General features: G+C 68.0%; 15 protein-coding genes. 7 read left to right on the forward strand and 8 right to left on the reverse strand.

Going from position 1 to position 12,736, the window contains the following annotated elements; all coding sequences use genetic code 11:
* Positions 1-7: 7 nt before the first annotated feature.
* From G6N67_RS13540 to G6N67_RS13560, 6 genes are all read right to left on the reverse strand, one after another.
* Complete coding sequence (locus G6N67_RS13540; protein WP_036430964.1) at positions 8-1,294, reverse strand: hypothetical protein; 1,287 nt, start codon at positions 1,292-1,294, stop codon at positions 8-10.
* Entirely contained in the window at positions 1,291-1,734 is a 444-nt protein-coding gene (locus G6N67_RS13545; RefSeq protein WP_036435116.1) for a hypothetical protein, read from the reverse strand. Before G6N67_RS13545 ends, G6N67_RS13540 begins: the two co-directional genes overlap by 4 nt.
* Positions 1,735-1,736: 2 nt before the next feature.
* Positions 1,737-1,910, reverse strand: coding sequence for a hypothetical protein (locus G6N67_RS38790; protein ID WP_165572151.1), 174 nt, complete (start codon positions 1,908-1,910; stop codon positions 1,737-1,739).
* Entirely contained in the window at positions 1,910-3,754 is a 1,845-nt protein-coding gene (locus tag G6N67_RS13550) for a hypothetical protein (protein WP_179976825.1), read from the reverse strand. Before G6N67_RS13550 ends, G6N67_RS38790 begins: the two co-directional genes overlap by 1 nt.
* Positions 3,755-3,854: 100 nt before the next feature.
* Positions 3,855-4,655, reverse strand: coding sequence for a DUF427 domain-containing protein (locus tag G6N67_RS13555; RefSeq protein WP_036430967.1), 801 nt, complete (start codon positions 4,653-4,655; stop codon positions 3,855-3,857).
* 80 nt (positions 4,656-4,735) lie between these two features.
* Positions 4,736-5,026: a hypothetical protein gene (locus tag G6N67_RS13560; protein WP_036430970.1), complete on the reverse strand. Its 291-nt coding sequence runs from the start codon at positions 5,024-5,026 to the stop codon at positions 4,736-4,738.
* Positions 5,027-5,139: 113 nt separating this feature from the next.
* Here G6N67_RS13560 and G6N67_RS13565 point away from each other — a divergent pair, with 113 nt between their 5' ends.
* The 5 genes from G6N67_RS13565 (at position 5,140) to G6N67_RS13585 (ending at position 9,414) form a co-directional block, all read left to right on the forward strand.
* Positions 5,140-5,694 carry a hypothetical protein gene (locus tag G6N67_RS13565; protein ID WP_036430973.1) on the forward strand — a complete coding sequence of 185 codons (555 nt, stop codon included), beginning with the start codon at positions 5,140-5,142 and terminating at the stop codon, positions 5,692-5,694.
* A gap of 4 nt (positions 5,695-5,698) precedes the next feature.
* Positions 5,699-6,154, forward strand: coding sequence for a PPOX class F420-dependent oxidoreductase (locus tag G6N67_RS13570; protein ID WP_036430976.1), 456 nt, complete (start codon positions 5,699-5,701; stop codon positions 6,152-6,154).
* 204 nt (positions 6,155-6,358) lie between these two features.
* Positions 6,359-7,603 carry an MMP alpha-(1->4)-mannosyltransferase gene (locus G6N67_RS13575; protein ID WP_036430979.1) on the forward strand — a complete coding sequence of 415 codons (1,245 nt, stop codon included), beginning with the start codon at positions 6,359-6,361 and terminating at the stop codon, positions 7,601-7,603.
* A gap of 8 nt (positions 7,604-7,611) precedes the next feature.
* Positions 7,612-8,340: a class I SAM-dependent methyltransferase gene (locus G6N67_RS13580; protein WP_036430983.1), complete on the forward strand. Its 729-nt coding sequence runs from the start codon at positions 7,612-7,614 to the stop codon at positions 8,338-8,340.
* A 9-nt stretch (positions 8,341-8,349) separates the two neighbouring features.
* Positions 8,350-9,414 carry an MMP endo-(1,4)-3-O-methyl-alpha-D-mannosidase gene (locus tag G6N67_RS13585; RefSeq protein WP_036430986.1) on the forward strand — a complete coding sequence of 355 codons (1,065 nt, stop codon included), beginning with the start codon at positions 8,350-8,352 and terminating at the stop codon, positions 9,412-9,414.
* Here the strand turns inward: G6N67_RS13585 and G6N67_RS13590 are convergent.
* Complete coding sequence (locus G6N67_RS13590; protein WP_036430988.1) at positions 9,411-10,082, reverse strand: class I SAM-dependent methyltransferase; 672 nt, start codon at positions 10,080-10,082, stop codon at positions 9,411-9,413. The two genes, G6N67_RS13585 and G6N67_RS13590, sit on opposite strands and share 4 nt — an antisense overlap.
* 53 nt (positions 10,083-10,135) lie before the next feature.
* On the opposite strand from G6N67_RS13590, the gene G6N67_RS13595 reads away from it, so the two are divergent.
* Positions 10,136-10,705, forward strand: coding sequence for a TetR/AcrR family transcriptional regulator (locus G6N67_RS13595; protein WP_036430990.1), 570 nt, complete (start codon positions 10,136-10,138; stop codon positions 10,703-10,705).
* On the opposite strand, the gene G6N67_RS13600 is transcribed toward G6N67_RS13595, so the two are convergent.
* The gene (locus G6N67_RS13600; protein ID WP_036430993.1) at positions 10,682-11,299 is read right to left on the reverse strand and encodes a TetR/AcrR family transcriptional regulator; all 618 of its coding nucleotides are present in this window, start codon (positions 11,297-11,299) and stop codon (positions 10,682-10,684) included. The genes G6N67_RS13595 and G6N67_RS13600 overlap by 24 nt on opposite strands.
* A 92-nt stretch (positions 11,300-11,391) precedes the next feature.
* Here G6N67_RS13600 and G6N67_RS13605 point away from each other — a divergent pair, with 92 nt between their 5' ends.
* Positions 11,392-12,735, forward strand: coding sequence for a cytochrome P450 (locus G6N67_RS13605; RefSeq protein WP_036430997.1), 1,344 nt, complete (start codon positions 11,392-11,394; stop codon positions 12,733-12,735).
* Position 12,736: the final 1 nt, after the last annotated feature.

The following is a 12,736-nucleotide window of genomic DNA, read 5'->3' on the forward strand; positions in this document are numbered from 1 at the left end:
CCTCAAGCTACCCGCCGAACAGCAGGTACAACCCGGTGAACGTGTAGCCGACCATCACGAGCATCATCGCGAGTTGCCCGGTCAGCTGATGACGCTTGGGCAGCAGCTGCAGTGCGCGGTCGTGCGCGGCGATCACGCCGGCCACGTGGCCCGCGAGCACGAATCCCACCTTGAGGCTCGCGAGAACCGAAGGGTGAAGGGACAGCAGGTAATTGACCTGGGCGTCGTGGAGGCCGAGCAGCACGAAGACCGTCTGCTGGCCCCGCTCGACAAGATAGGTCAGATAGTGCGCGAACACGTAGCCGATCACGATGGGGATCAGCGAGTGTGCCATGAGCCCGGGCAGTTCGCGGCGCCGTCGGGCATCCACGCCGCCCGTGGTGCGGGCGGCCGCGGTGAACGTCACGGCCACCACGCCCGCGAAGACCAGCAGGCCCACGGTACGGATCAGTGTCGCGCCGAGCGGTGAGCCGGAATGGGCGTCGACGAAGTTGCGCCACTGCGGCATCGCCGAGAAGCTGTCGAACGCGGTCGACCCGAGCAGCACCGCGAGCACCGCGACCACACCGGGCCGCACCGGCAGCGACTGCAGATGGTCGAACGGGTTGCCCACCACGATGCGACCTGCTTGCCTGCGCAGCGGCGACAACCTCGACGCCACCATGCTGTACACGTCGAACGGGTCGGCGTTCGACAGCCACCGCTCACCGCAGCACAGCGCCCCGGCGAACGTCACCGCGAGATACAGCAAAAGCCAGATGCGAATGGCGGCAAGCGAACCCGGGTCCGGACTGGCGAGCTCGAGCCAGACGAACGCGAACAGGCCCGCGGCGGCAGGCCAGTAGCCCAGCCGCACCGGATAGCGCTGGGTGGTCCGGTGCAGCAGGCGGTACACCGTGCGCACCGGTGACACGACGCGCCACACGGGGCCGATCAACAGCGAGACCGCGACCAGGCCGACCCACAGCAGCACATAGAACACGCCGGGCAGCGGGTTGGTCGCGTCCTGCGGGCCCGTGAACGCGAGTACGCCCACCCAGACCGCGAACGCCAGCGCCAGCGCGCGCACGGTCCAGCGGGTGACGGGGGAGTCCACGGCCGTGGTCACCCAGCCCGGCAGCGGCCGTCCCGGCTTGGCCGGGTCGAACTTCGGCCGCCGCCAGGCCAGGGCCACGACAGCGAAGGTGAAGGTCAGCGTCCACGCCGCGCCGATGAGCGCGTACGTGTACGGGATGGGCAGATCGGTCGAACCGCCCAGGCCATGAGCCAGTATCGCGGTCCGAGCCGAAGTCACTGCTGCACTTGGATGCTGGCGACGGTGCGGTTCAGCTGATGCAGCTCGACGTCGACGGTTCCTGGCACGTCGACCGTGAACTGGAACTGCTGGCCGGCCTTGGGCTCGATCTTGAAGGTGTGTTCGGGCACCGAATGCACGTGCAACTCGTCGGCGGCATCGCTGTTGACCCGGATCACGATGGGATCCTTGACCTTGCCCTGCAGCTGCGCGTTGGTCGGTGTGACCTCGCCGCCCTTGATGGTCACGTCGATCACCAGGCGGTTGGGCGGGCTCTGCTGATTGGTCATGTCCGACGGCGCGACAGTGGTCACCGACGGAGTGGTGGACGTACTGGCTTCGGCGTTCTCGGCCTTGTCGGAGCCGCCGCAACCGGCGGCCAGGAGTGCCGCCGCGGCCGCCAGGACGATGATTCTGCTGCTCGGGATGGTCCTACTGATGGTCACGGTGAATCATCTTCTCCTGAGTCCTCCTGACTTTCACTGTGAGGCACCTCTTCGTCCGGCCCCTGGCGCCGGTCCCGCATCGCGACGTAGACGACCACGCCGACGACGACCACCGCCGGAGCGAATGCCGGCAGCGCCAGCAGCAACGTGTGATCTGCGAGCAGCCGCATCACGTCTGCGGTTGCACCGGTCGCGGTTCGCCGGCCTTGGCGCCGGCGGCCAGCTCGCGGGCGTTGATGCGCCCGGCGCCCCACGTGAGCCCGGCAATCAGGATCAGCGTGCAGACCAGGACCACGAGCGAGGCCACCGTGAACAACCACGACGGGTGGTTGAGGTTGCGTTCCCGCTGCAGCAGCGTGATCTCCTGCACGAACGGCCGCGTTCCGGACTCCAGCGCGGGAGTCTCGGGTGCACCGATGCCGGCATCGGCTGGCAGGAACAGCGGAACGCCTGCCATCGTGGTGCCGTCCTGCACCCGCAGCACGGTCTTCCAGCTGCCCGAGACCGGTATGGGTTGCGTGGACCGGTACCGGCCCGGGCCGACCCTCTCCAGCCGGTCCACGACCAGGCCGCGGTCGTTGGCCAGCCCGCCCTGCCACGCCAGGATCGACACCCATTCCGGGTCGGCGCTGATGAGGTTGGCCGGCGTGATCTGCACGTCCGCCGATGCCAGGCGCTGCCCGGTGTCGTTCGGGATGTCGGTCAGAGTGACTGTGGCGCTGGCACTTTCGGGAACCTCGGTGCGCAGTCCGGTGGCCACGGCGCCGCCGATCACGAGCACCGTCACGACGACCACCGAGATGCCGACCGCGGGCCGCGGCAAGGGCCTGCCGGTCAGCACGAGGGCCAGCAGCGCGCCGCACACACCCATCGCGACCGCGACGGGGACCGCCATGCCCAGGGCCTCCGGCCACATGGTCGTTGGCCACGGGAAGCGGTACACCGCGCCGATCCACAGCGATTCCAGCCAGAGCCCGGCCGTCGCGACGCCGAGGCCTGCCACCGCGCCGAATACGATGGGCCGCTTGACAAGTGGCGTCAACGCCAGCAGTTCCACGACGAGGGCCGGGCCGAGATACAGCGCGAACCAGCTTGTCGGGGCGCCGAGGACGGGGCCGACGACGAACGCGACGGCACCGCGCAGCGCGACGGCGAACCCGGCCGCGATCAGGGCGGCGCCCGGGCCGAGGACGAGCCGGGCCGCGACGGCGGCCAGCGCGGCCGCGCCTGCGATCATCATGGGCTGCAGCACGAGCCGGAACTGCTCGACGCCGAAGTCGTACTCGATCTGGAACACCGAGAGCCCGATGAAGAGCCCGCCGAAGGACAGGTAGTAGAGGAACTTGTTGAACTTGCTGTCCTCTGGCACATCCGGGCCCATTGCGACCCGGCCTTCATGTTCGAGCAGAAGCACCGCGATCAGGGACAGCCCGGCACCGCCGATCAACATCAGATGCGTTGGGCCCCAAAGGGTGACATCTTGCCCGAAGATGCGGTGCCAGATGTCGTCGAGCGGGAACCCGATCAGCGCGTACAGGCCGCACAACGCCATCAGCACGCCGCCGACGGGCGCGTACCAGGTGCGGGTGATCCGGATGGCCGCCGGACCGGGTTTCTCGTACGGCAGCACGATCGCCATCGAACCGGCGATGAACAGCAGGAACAGCCCGATCAGGATGAAGTAGTGCGCGGGGTTGGCGAGCGGGCCCGCGTCGCGGCCCTTGCCGATGTGCAGGCTGACGTCCCAGATGAAGCCGAACAGGGCGCAGATGATGGTGGCGGTGAACAGGAACACCTGCAGCGCGACCCACGGTGGCCGGTGGAATTTGCGGCCCAGGCGTTCGGCGAAGTTGTTGAGCCACGTGATGCGGCGCATGCGGTGCAGATAGCCGATCCACAGCAACGCGACCGTGACGACCAGCGCCGCGACGGACATGCCGATCACCTGGTCGAGGGCCGCGCCGCCGCCTTCCGTGCCCGGCGCGGCCGTGAGCGAAACGTTCGATGTGCCCATCATCATCCCCACCCACTGACTATGTCTGAATGACTGCGACTGGTGGGAGATGTTGCCAGAACTGATCAGGCTAAACCAGAGGTACCCGGTACCGCGGGTTTCAGCGTTCGCTCCACGGGGTGACCGGCCGGTCCTGGCGCAGGCCGTCGACGATGACATCGACGCGTTCGTCGAAGAAGCAGATGCGGTCGCGCACCGGACCCGCGTCGTACAGCGGCTCGTGGTACGTCCAACCGATGTCGGCGGGCCCGCCGGGCAGCGAATAGTAGGTCGCCCGGCCCTTGTACGCGCAGTAGCTGATGGTGCGACTCAGGTCCAGGGCGATGGTCACGTCCTCCCTGGGCAGGTAATAGCGCGTGGGCAGCAGGGTTTCGAACAGCAGAAGCGGACGCACGCTGTCGGCGAGCAACTGCCCGTCGAGCTCGACCTGGATGCGGCGGTGACTGCGCAGGATGTCGATGCGGTGGAACGGGTCGTGCGGATGCGCGACGATCGGCTCGTCCTCCTCGCGCCACTCGAACGTCGCGAAATCGAGGATCACGTAGTCGGCCAGGTCGGGATCGGTGGGTTGGAACGCTGCCTCGACACCCGTCTCTTCGCCGGCGATGACGTCAAAACCGTTGCCCGCACACGTATGTGCGGTGAACGGAACCGACGGGTCCAGGAAGCCCGGGATCTCGTCGTCCCCGGAATCGGCCCCCGCGGGCACGAGCTGCGCGGTGACGGCCGCGCGCGGGACGGCGTACGTGGGGACGATGCGGCGCGGCTCCCACACCAGCACGGCCGCGTCTGTGTCGGCGACGGGCTCCCCACCGAGGCAGGCCCGAATTCGCTTGGCAGTCGGGTGATATCGCAATGTGTCGATACCGCCTGCGAGTAGCTCGCTCATGGAGACCGCCATGGCCCCATTATCGACCCGCCGAACTCGTCTTGGACAGCAAAACGCCCCCGCCGGGGCGGGGGCGTCTCGAACTGCGGATGTCACTTCACGTCGACATAGACCGTGCGTTGCGTGACGGGCGACAGGCTGTCGGTGCGGCTGTAGTTCTGACCATGGCGCACCGCGACGACGGTCGCCTGGTCGAGCGGGGTCGAGCCGAGCCGGTTGACCACCACCCGGTAGCCCTGGGCCTCGAGTTGGCTGATGGTCTGCTGTGCGTTGCTCGGGCCGCTCGGTGCGGCGTGGCCGGGTGCGGCGAGACCGATGGTGGCCGCGGCCAATCCGCCTGCCAGCGCCGCTGTGATGCTGAACTTCTTGGCGGTGTACTGCACTTCTGGTTCCTCTTTCTCGCTTCGATGTCGGATTCTCTTCTGTAGGGTTGAACAAGCAGGTCAGACGATCTAGTTCCGATGGCAGAAATTGAACGGCCGATGGCGGCATCGACGTGGATCCGGTGAGACTCGCCGCACTGCGGCTGCACCAGCGCGACGGCGTCACATGCGGTCCGACGGTCGCGGTGGTGGCAGGCGCGTTGCTCGACGCGTCCTACCGTGAGGGGTTGCTGGGGCCCGATCGCGACGCATGGTTCGCGGGCGAGCAGGGGCGCGTGCACGCCGAGGTCAACGCGATCTGGCCGCGTCGGCTCGGCACGACGCCCGCCGGCATGGCCCGGGCGCTCACGGCGCACAGTGCACAGCGTGGAGTGTCCTACTGGTGGCGCTGGTTTCGCGGTTCAGGGGACACGCTGTCGGATGTGCTGCGTGCGGTCGACGGCGGCTGGCCCGTCGCGATGCTGCTCGGTGACCGGCTGCTGCCGAGGCACTGGGTACTGCTCGTCGGCGCGTCGGGCGACGTCGTGCAGTGTTATGAGCCGTCATCCGGGCGGGTCGTGCCCGTCGACGTGGCCGCGGTCCGGGCCGGCCGGGTCGACGGCGCAGGGTTCCGGCGGCCGTATGCGTTCGTGCTGCCCGATGCGATCGAGCCGCGCGGGCTAGCGTGAGGGTATGGCTCGAAAGTATGCGACCGCTGACACCGTGGGGATCGATGAGCTACTCGACTTCGTGCGTCCGCGACATCGGATGGTGCTCACCACTTTTCGGTCCGACGGATCATTGCAGAGCTCGCCCGTGACGGGCGGCGTGGACGCGGCGGGCCGGATCGTCATCGCGAGTTACCCGCAACGCGCGAAATCGGCCAACGCGCGGCGGAACCCGCAGGTGAGTGTGACGGTGCTGTCGGATGAGTTCGACGGACCCTACGTCCAGGTCGACGGCGAGGCCGAGGTGCTCGCGCTGCCCGAGGCCGTCGAACCGCTGGTCGACTACTTCCGGGCGATCGCCGGGGAGCATCCGGATTGGGATGAGTACCGGCAGGCCATGGTGGACCAGGGCAAGTGCCTCATCCGGATCACGCCGCGGCGTTGGGGGCCCGTGGCCACAGGCGGATTTCCGCCGGAGTGACCCGCCGGCTCTGCGCGTGCGGCGTGGGTCGCTCGGACTTTTGCGCCCTGGACACAGCGTCGAAAATTGCCGACGGCTAGAGGACGCGTTGCGTCAGCTAGCACGTCAAACTATAGTCTGGACACATGTCCAGAGGGTTTGGAGTCGCGGCGTGACGTCGTTTTCCCAGTTCAGCGCGATTCCGGCCGCGAGGTGAGCTGAATCATGCGTATCGCGTTGCTCTCCTATCGCAGCAAGACCCACTGCGGCGGCCAGGGTGTCTATGTCCGCCACCTGAGCCGCGGCCTGGCCGAACTCGGCCACGACGTCGAGGTCTTCTCGGGCCAGCCCTACCCGGAAGGGCTGGATCCCCGGGTTCGCCTCACCAAGGTGCCGAGCCTCGACCTCTACCGCGAACCCGACCCCTTCCGGGTACCGCGGCCCAGCGAGATCCGCGACGGCATCGACGCGCTCGAACTGCTGACCATGTGGACCGCGGGGTTCCCGGAGCCTCGAACCTTCACCCTGCGTGCGGCCCGCATGCTCGCCGAGCGCCTCGACGATTTCGACGTGGTCCACGACAACCAGAGCCTGGGCACCGGGCTGCTCAAGATCGAGAAGCTGGGCCTGCCCGTGGTCGCCACCGTGCATCACCCGATCACGCGCGACCGGGTGGTCGAGGTCGCGGCGGCCAAATGGTGGCGTAAACCGTTGGTGCGCAGGTGGTACGGCTTCGCCGAGATGCAGAAGCGGGTGGCCCGCCGGATTCCCGAACTGCTCACGGTGTCGTCGTCGTCGGCCGCCGACATCGCCGACGACTTCAGGGTGTCGCCCGATCAGCTTCACGTCGTGCCGCTCGGCGTCAACACCGAACTGTTCAAACCCGCCGAACATCGCGTCAGCGGCCGCATCATCGCGATCGCGAGCGCCGACGTACCGCTCAAGGGCATCAGCCACCTGTTGCACGCGGTCGCCCGGCTGCGGGTCGAGCGCAACCTCGACGTGCAACTGGTGTCGAAACTCGAACCCAACGGGCCGACCGAGAAGCTCATCGCCGAGCTGGGCATCTCCGACATCGTGCACAGCTCGAGCGGGCTGTCCGACGAAGCGCTGGCCGGCCTGTTGGCCTCGGCCGAGGTGGCGTGCATTCCGTCGCTCTACGAAGGGTTTTCACTGCCCGCGGTGGAAGCGATGGCCAGCGGTACCCCGATCGTGGCCAGCCGCGCCGGAGCGCTGCCCGAGGTGGTCGGCACCGATGGCCGGTGCGCGCGGCTGGTACGCCCGGCAGATGTCGACGAACTCACCTCGGTACTCGGTGCATTGCTCGACTCACCGCTGGAGCGCCAGAAGCTGGGACAGGCCGGCAGGCAACGTGCGCTCGACGTCTTCAGCTGGGAATCGGTTGCCGCACAGACGGTGTCCGTATACGAACAAGCCCGTGCAAGATGCCGTGCACGTGAGGAGCGATGAGGTGAAGCATGCTGACCGTCGACTTTGACCGGCTCGGTGTCGGGCCCGGCACCACGGTGATCGATGTCGGCTGTGGCGCGGGCCGACACACCTTCGAGGCGTACCGGCGCGGTGCGGACGTGATCGGCTTCGACCAGAACGTGTCCGACCTCAACGACGTCGACACCATGCTGCAGGCCATGCGCGAGCAGGGTGACGTACCGCTGTCGGCGCGGGGCGAAGCCGTCAAGGGCGACGCGCTCGACCTGCCGTACGAGGACGGCACGTTCGACTGCGTGATCGCCTCGGAGATCCTGGAGCACGTGCCCGAGGACGACCGCGCGATCGCCGAACTGGTCCGCGTGCTCAAACCCGGTGGCGCCCTGGCCATCACGGTGCCCCGCTGGTTGCCGGAGAAGGTGTGCTGGCTGCTGTCCGACGAATACCACGCCAACGAGGGCGGCCACATCCGGATCTACCACGCCGACGCGTTGCGTGACAAGGTGCTTGCCCACGGCCTCACGCTCACCCACACGCACCATGCGCACGCCCTGCATTCGCCGTACTGGTGGCTGAAATGCCTTGTCGGGACCGACAAGAACGACCATCCGGCGGTCAAGGCCTATCACCAGCTGCTGGTGTGGGACATGATGGGCCGGCCGTGGCTGACGAGGACCGCCGAATCGGTGCTGAACCCCGTGATCGGCAAGAGCGTCGCAATGTACTTTCACAAGCCACTCTCCCCGAACGGGCGGTGAACCTTGCGAGTGCCTGATGTTCCCGGGGTGCCCGGTGTCCTGACGCCGGACGAGTGCCGCCAGACCGCCCGGTCCATCGCGGCCACCCAGGAGACATCGGGCGCCATCCCGTGGTTCGACGGCGGCCACACCGATCCGTGGGACCACGTCGAGAACGCCATGGCGTTGACCGTCGCCGGGTTGTACGAGCCGGCCCGGGCGGCGTTCGAATGGTGCCGCACCGCGCAGCGTCCCGACGGCTCGTGGCCGATCCAACTGCGCAACGGCGCGATCGAGGACGCCAACAGCGACAGCAACTTCTGCGCCTACGTGGCCACCGGCGTGTGGCACCACGTGCTGATCACCGGGGACCGTGGCTTCGCGGAAGACATGTGGCCCGTGGTCACCGCGGCCATCGACTTCGTGTTGGGGCTGCAAGCGTCCACCGGTGAGATCTACTGGGCGCGAACCCCTTCCGGGCCCGTCACGGAAGCACTGCTGACCGGCTGTGCGAGCGTCTACCACAGCATCCGCTGCGCGCTGGCGCTCGCGGACCATCTCGGCGACCCGCAACCGGAATGGGAAGTGGCGGTCGGACGGCTCGGCCACGCGATCGCGGCTCATCCGGAACTATTCTCCGCCAAGGACACCCACGCGATGGAGTGGTACTACCCGGTGCTCGGGGGAGCCCTGCGGGGCGCGGCTGCACAATCCCGTATCGACGAGCGGTGGCAGGACTTCGTGGTGCCCGGCCTCGGTATCCGATGCGTGGACCACCGGCCGTGGGTGACCGGTGCCGAGACCTGTGAGCTGGTGATGGCACTCGACGCGATCGGCGACATCCGCCGCGCGCACGAACAGTTCGCGGCCATGCACCACCTCCGGGAGACCGACGGATCCTATTGGACCGGGCTGGTTTTCGCCGACGGCAAACGCTGGCCAGAGGAACGCACCACCTGGACCGGTGCGGCCATGATCCTGGCCGCCGACGCCCTGTCGTCGACCACGGCGGCCAGCGGCATCTTCCGCGGCGAAGGCCTGCCCCGCGGCCTGGAAGGCGAGTACGACTGCGAGTGTGTCGCCAGCGACCGTTAGTCGAGCACGCCTGGGTCGCCGGAGATCCGTTCCAGCACCCGCATCGACCCCATCGCCGAGACCTCCCGGAACGCGCCGGTGCGCAACGCGCGCTGATAGATGTGGAACGGCGCCTGCCCGCCGTCGTCGGGATTCGGGAACACGTCGTGGATGATCAGCGCACCGCCCACCTCGACCCACCTGGCCCAGCCGTCGAAGTCCCGCTGCGCGGCCTCCTCGGTGTGTCCGCCGTCGATGAACAATAGCCGCAACGGCATTCGCCAACCCCGCGCGACCACGGGAGACTTGCCGACAACCGCGACCACGTGCTCGTCGAGACCCGCGGCGTCGAGGGTGTGGCGCATGGTGGGCAGCGTGTCGAACAGCCCGGTGACGGGGTCGACGAGCGAGCTGTCGTGGTACTCCCACCCCGGCTGGTGCTCCTCGGACCCGTGGTGGTGATCCACGGTGTAGACCACCGATCCGGTTTCCTGCGCCGCCGCACCCAGCAGAACCGTGGATTTGCCGCAGTACGTGCCGATTTCGACGCCGACCCCACCGCCGAGGTAGCGCGCTGCGGCGTCGTAGAGGGCCCGCCCCTCGTCTGCGGGCATGAACCCCGTGACCTGCTCGGCGAGGGCGAACAGCCGCTCGGCGCGGGGCGGCAGGGCGGTGTCGATGTCGCTCATGTCTGACAACCTACCGTTGCCGGTCACAGGCAGTTGTAGTAGCGTCCGGACACGTGTCCGATCCGGCTTTGGAGTCGACTCGTCGACGTCTGACCGCACGGCAAGCCGACACCGTCGAACGCCTGGGCCGGGCCGCCGTGGAGCTGATCCGCCGGGAGGGCTTCGCGGGACTGACCGTGCGGCGCGTCGCCGCCGAGGCGGGCGTCGGTGCGGCCACCGCGTACACCTACTTCTCGTCCAAGGAACACCTTGTCGCCGAGGTGTTCTGGCGCAGGCTCGCGGGCGCGCCGCTGGCCGCGCACGAGTCCGCGGACCCCGCGACGCGCGTGGTCGAGGTGTTGCAGCACATCGCGTCGCTCGTGGCCGACGAACCCGAGTTCGCGGGTGCGGTCACCAATGCACTGCTGGGCCGTGACCCCGATGTCGAGGCGCTGCGGCACCGCATCGGCGGGGACATCCGGGGCAGGCTGGCTGCGGCGCTCGGCCCCGATGTCGATCCCGATGTCATCGAGTCGCTGGAGATGCTCTATTCGGGCGCGCTGGTGCGGGCGGGCATGGGATACGAGTCGTACCCGGACATCGCGCGGCGCCTGGAGAAATCAGCGCGGCTGATCCTGCGTTGACGGCGCAGGTGCGGCGCTCAGTATCGCCCGCGACGCGGCCAGAGCCGGCTCATAGATCTCGCGGATGTCGCGACCGTCCTCGACGATCAGCGCGGTGAGCTCGCGCAGCCCGCCCAGCAGGATGATCGCCATAGGCCTCGTGAGCTGGGGCAGCTCGGCATGACGGAAACCCGCGCTGTCGCTGAGTTCGATGAGCAGGTCGGTGAGTTCGCGCAAAGCGGCCCGCTGCAGCGGGCGTGCTTTGGTGCCGAGCGCGGGCAGTTCGCGGATCCAGCTCAGCGTGACCGCGGGCGCCGACTCGATGTGATCGACATAGGCCCCGACGGCTTGCGCGATCTGGTCCTGCCAGTCGGTGTCCGGCGCCACCGCCGTGCGGATCCGGTCGACCAACGACGTGTTGTTGGCCCGCAGCAGTTCGATGAAGCAGTCTTCCTTGCTTTCGAACTGGTCGTAGAAGGTCCGTTTCGACGTGCGGGCGTGGCGCACGATGTCGGCGACTGTGGTTTCGCGGTAACCCTTTTCGGTGATCGAGGCAGCCAGGCCGTCGAGCAGGCGCAGCCGGAAGGCGTCGGGGCTGGTGGCCGCGGCTGTCATTACCCACCCCCTTGCGCTGTGTGGTACCTGCGAGTACCGTACTACACACCCCCTTTGGTACACCGCAGTACCAGGACTTGGCTGGAGATGGCATGACCGAAACAGTGACCGCTGTAGACCCAGTTCGCCCCGCCACCCTCAGGATCCCGCCCGCGCCGAAGATCCCCCGGCTGCTGCAGGGCATAGCGTTCGCCGCAAACCGGCGGTGGGTGGTCAAACAGCTCACCCCGCGGTACGGCGACATCTTCACGCTGAGCATCCCCGTGTTCGGGCGGACCGCGATCGTGGCCGACGCGCAACTGGCCAAGCAGCTGTTCGTCGCCAACACCGACGACGTCGGCAACATCCAGCCCAACCTGAGCCGCATTCTCGGCTCTGGCTCGGTGTTCGCGCTCGACGGCACCGACCACCGCCGCAGGCGCAAGCTGCTCACGCCGCCGTTTCATGGCAAGAGCATCAAGAACTACGAGCGCATCTTCGAAGAGGAAACCCTGCGGGAATCCGCGAATTGGCCCGAGGGTCAGGAGTTCGAGACGCTCGAACCGATGATGCGGATCACGCTCAACGCGATCCTGCGGGCCGTGTTCGGCGCGGACGGTGAACAGCTCGACGAACTGCGCCGCATCATCCCGCCGTGGGTCACGCTGGGCTCACGCCTGGCCGTGCTGCCGACCCCGACCCGGACCTACGGCCGGTTCAGCCCGTGGGGGCGGCTCGCCGAATACCGCAGGCAATACGACGCGGTCATCAGCCGGTTGATCGACCGCGTCGAGAACGACCCGGCCTTCGATCAGCGTGACGACATCTTGGCGCTGCTCCTGCGCAGCACGTACGAAGACGGTTCGCCGATGTCGCGCAAGGACATCGGCGATGAGCTGCTGACGCTCCTGGCCGCCGGGCACGAGACCACCGCGTCGACGCTCGGCTGGGCATTCGAGCGGATCAGCCGCCACCCCGAGGTGCTGGCCCAGCTCGTCGCCGAAGCCGCGACCGACGGCAATGAATACCGGCAGGCAACGATTCTCGAGGTGCAGCGCGCCCGTACCGTCATCGATTTCGCGGGCCGCCACGTGTACGCGCCGTCGTTCCGGCTCGGCGACTGGGACATTCCGCGGGGCTACTCGATCGTCGTCGCGATCTCCCAGATCCAGGAACGCGCCGACGAGTTTCCCGATCCCGAGCGCTTCGACCCGCAACGGTTCATCGGCAGCAGGCCCGGCCTGGGCTGGATTCCCTTCGGCGGCGGCACCCGCCGCTGCGTCGGCGCCGCATTCGCCAACGTCGAGATGGACGTCGTGTTGCGAACGGTGTTGCGCCACTTCGTCATCGAGACCACGAGCGCACCGGGGGAGAAGGTGCATTCCCGCGGCGTGGCCTATACGCCCAAGGCCGGCGGGCGCATCGTCATGCGGCGACGCGCGACGCCGTTGGCCTGAC

This window comes from Mycolicibacterium mageritense, assembly GCF_010727475.1.
GTDB lineage: Bacteria > Actinomycetota > Actinomycetes > Mycobacteriales > Mycobacteriaceae > Mycobacterium > Mycobacterium mageritense.

What these genes read in the sequence shown, in the direction of transcription:
- G6N67_RS38790 (WP_165572151.1), bottom strand. Translation starts at nt 1,910, where the DNA reads ATGCGGCTGCTCGCAGATCACACGTTGCTGCTGGCGCTGCCGGCATTC.
- G6N67_RS13550 (WP_179976825.1), bottom strand. Translation starts at nt 3,754, where the DNA reads ATGGGCACATCGAACGTTTCGCTCACGGCCGCGCCGGGCACGGAAGGC.
- G6N67_RS13555 (WP_036430967.1), bottom strand. Translation starts at nt 4,655, where the DNA reads ATGGCGGTCTCCATGAGCGAGCTACTCGCAGGCGGTATCGACACATTG.
- G6N67_RS13570 (WP_036430976.1), top strand. Translation starts at nt 5,699, where the DNA reads ATGGCTCGAAAGTATGCGACCGCTGACACCGTGGGGATCGATGAGCTA.
- G6N67_RS13575 (WP_036430979.1), top strand. Translation starts at nt 6,359, where the DNA reads ATGCGTATCGCGTTGCTCTCCTATCGCAGCAAGACCCACTGCGGCGGC.
- G6N67_RS13580 (WP_036430983.1), top strand. Translation starts at nt 7,612, where the DNA reads ATGCTGACCGTCGACTTTGACCGGCTCGGTGTCGGGCCCGGCACCACG.
- G6N67_RS13590 (WP_036430988.1), bottom strand. Translation starts at nt 10,082, where the DNA reads ATGAGCGACATCGACACCGCCCTGCCGCCCCGCGCCGAGCGGCTGTTC.
- G6N67_RS13600 (WP_036430993.1), bottom strand. Translation starts at nt 11,299, where the DNA reads ATGACAGCCGCGGCCACCAGCCCCGACGCCTTCCGGCTGCGCCTGCTC.
- G6N67_RS13605 (WP_036430997.1), top strand. Translation starts at nt 11,392, where the DNA reads ATGACCGAAACAGTGACCGCTGTAGACCCAGTTCGCCCCGCCACCCTC.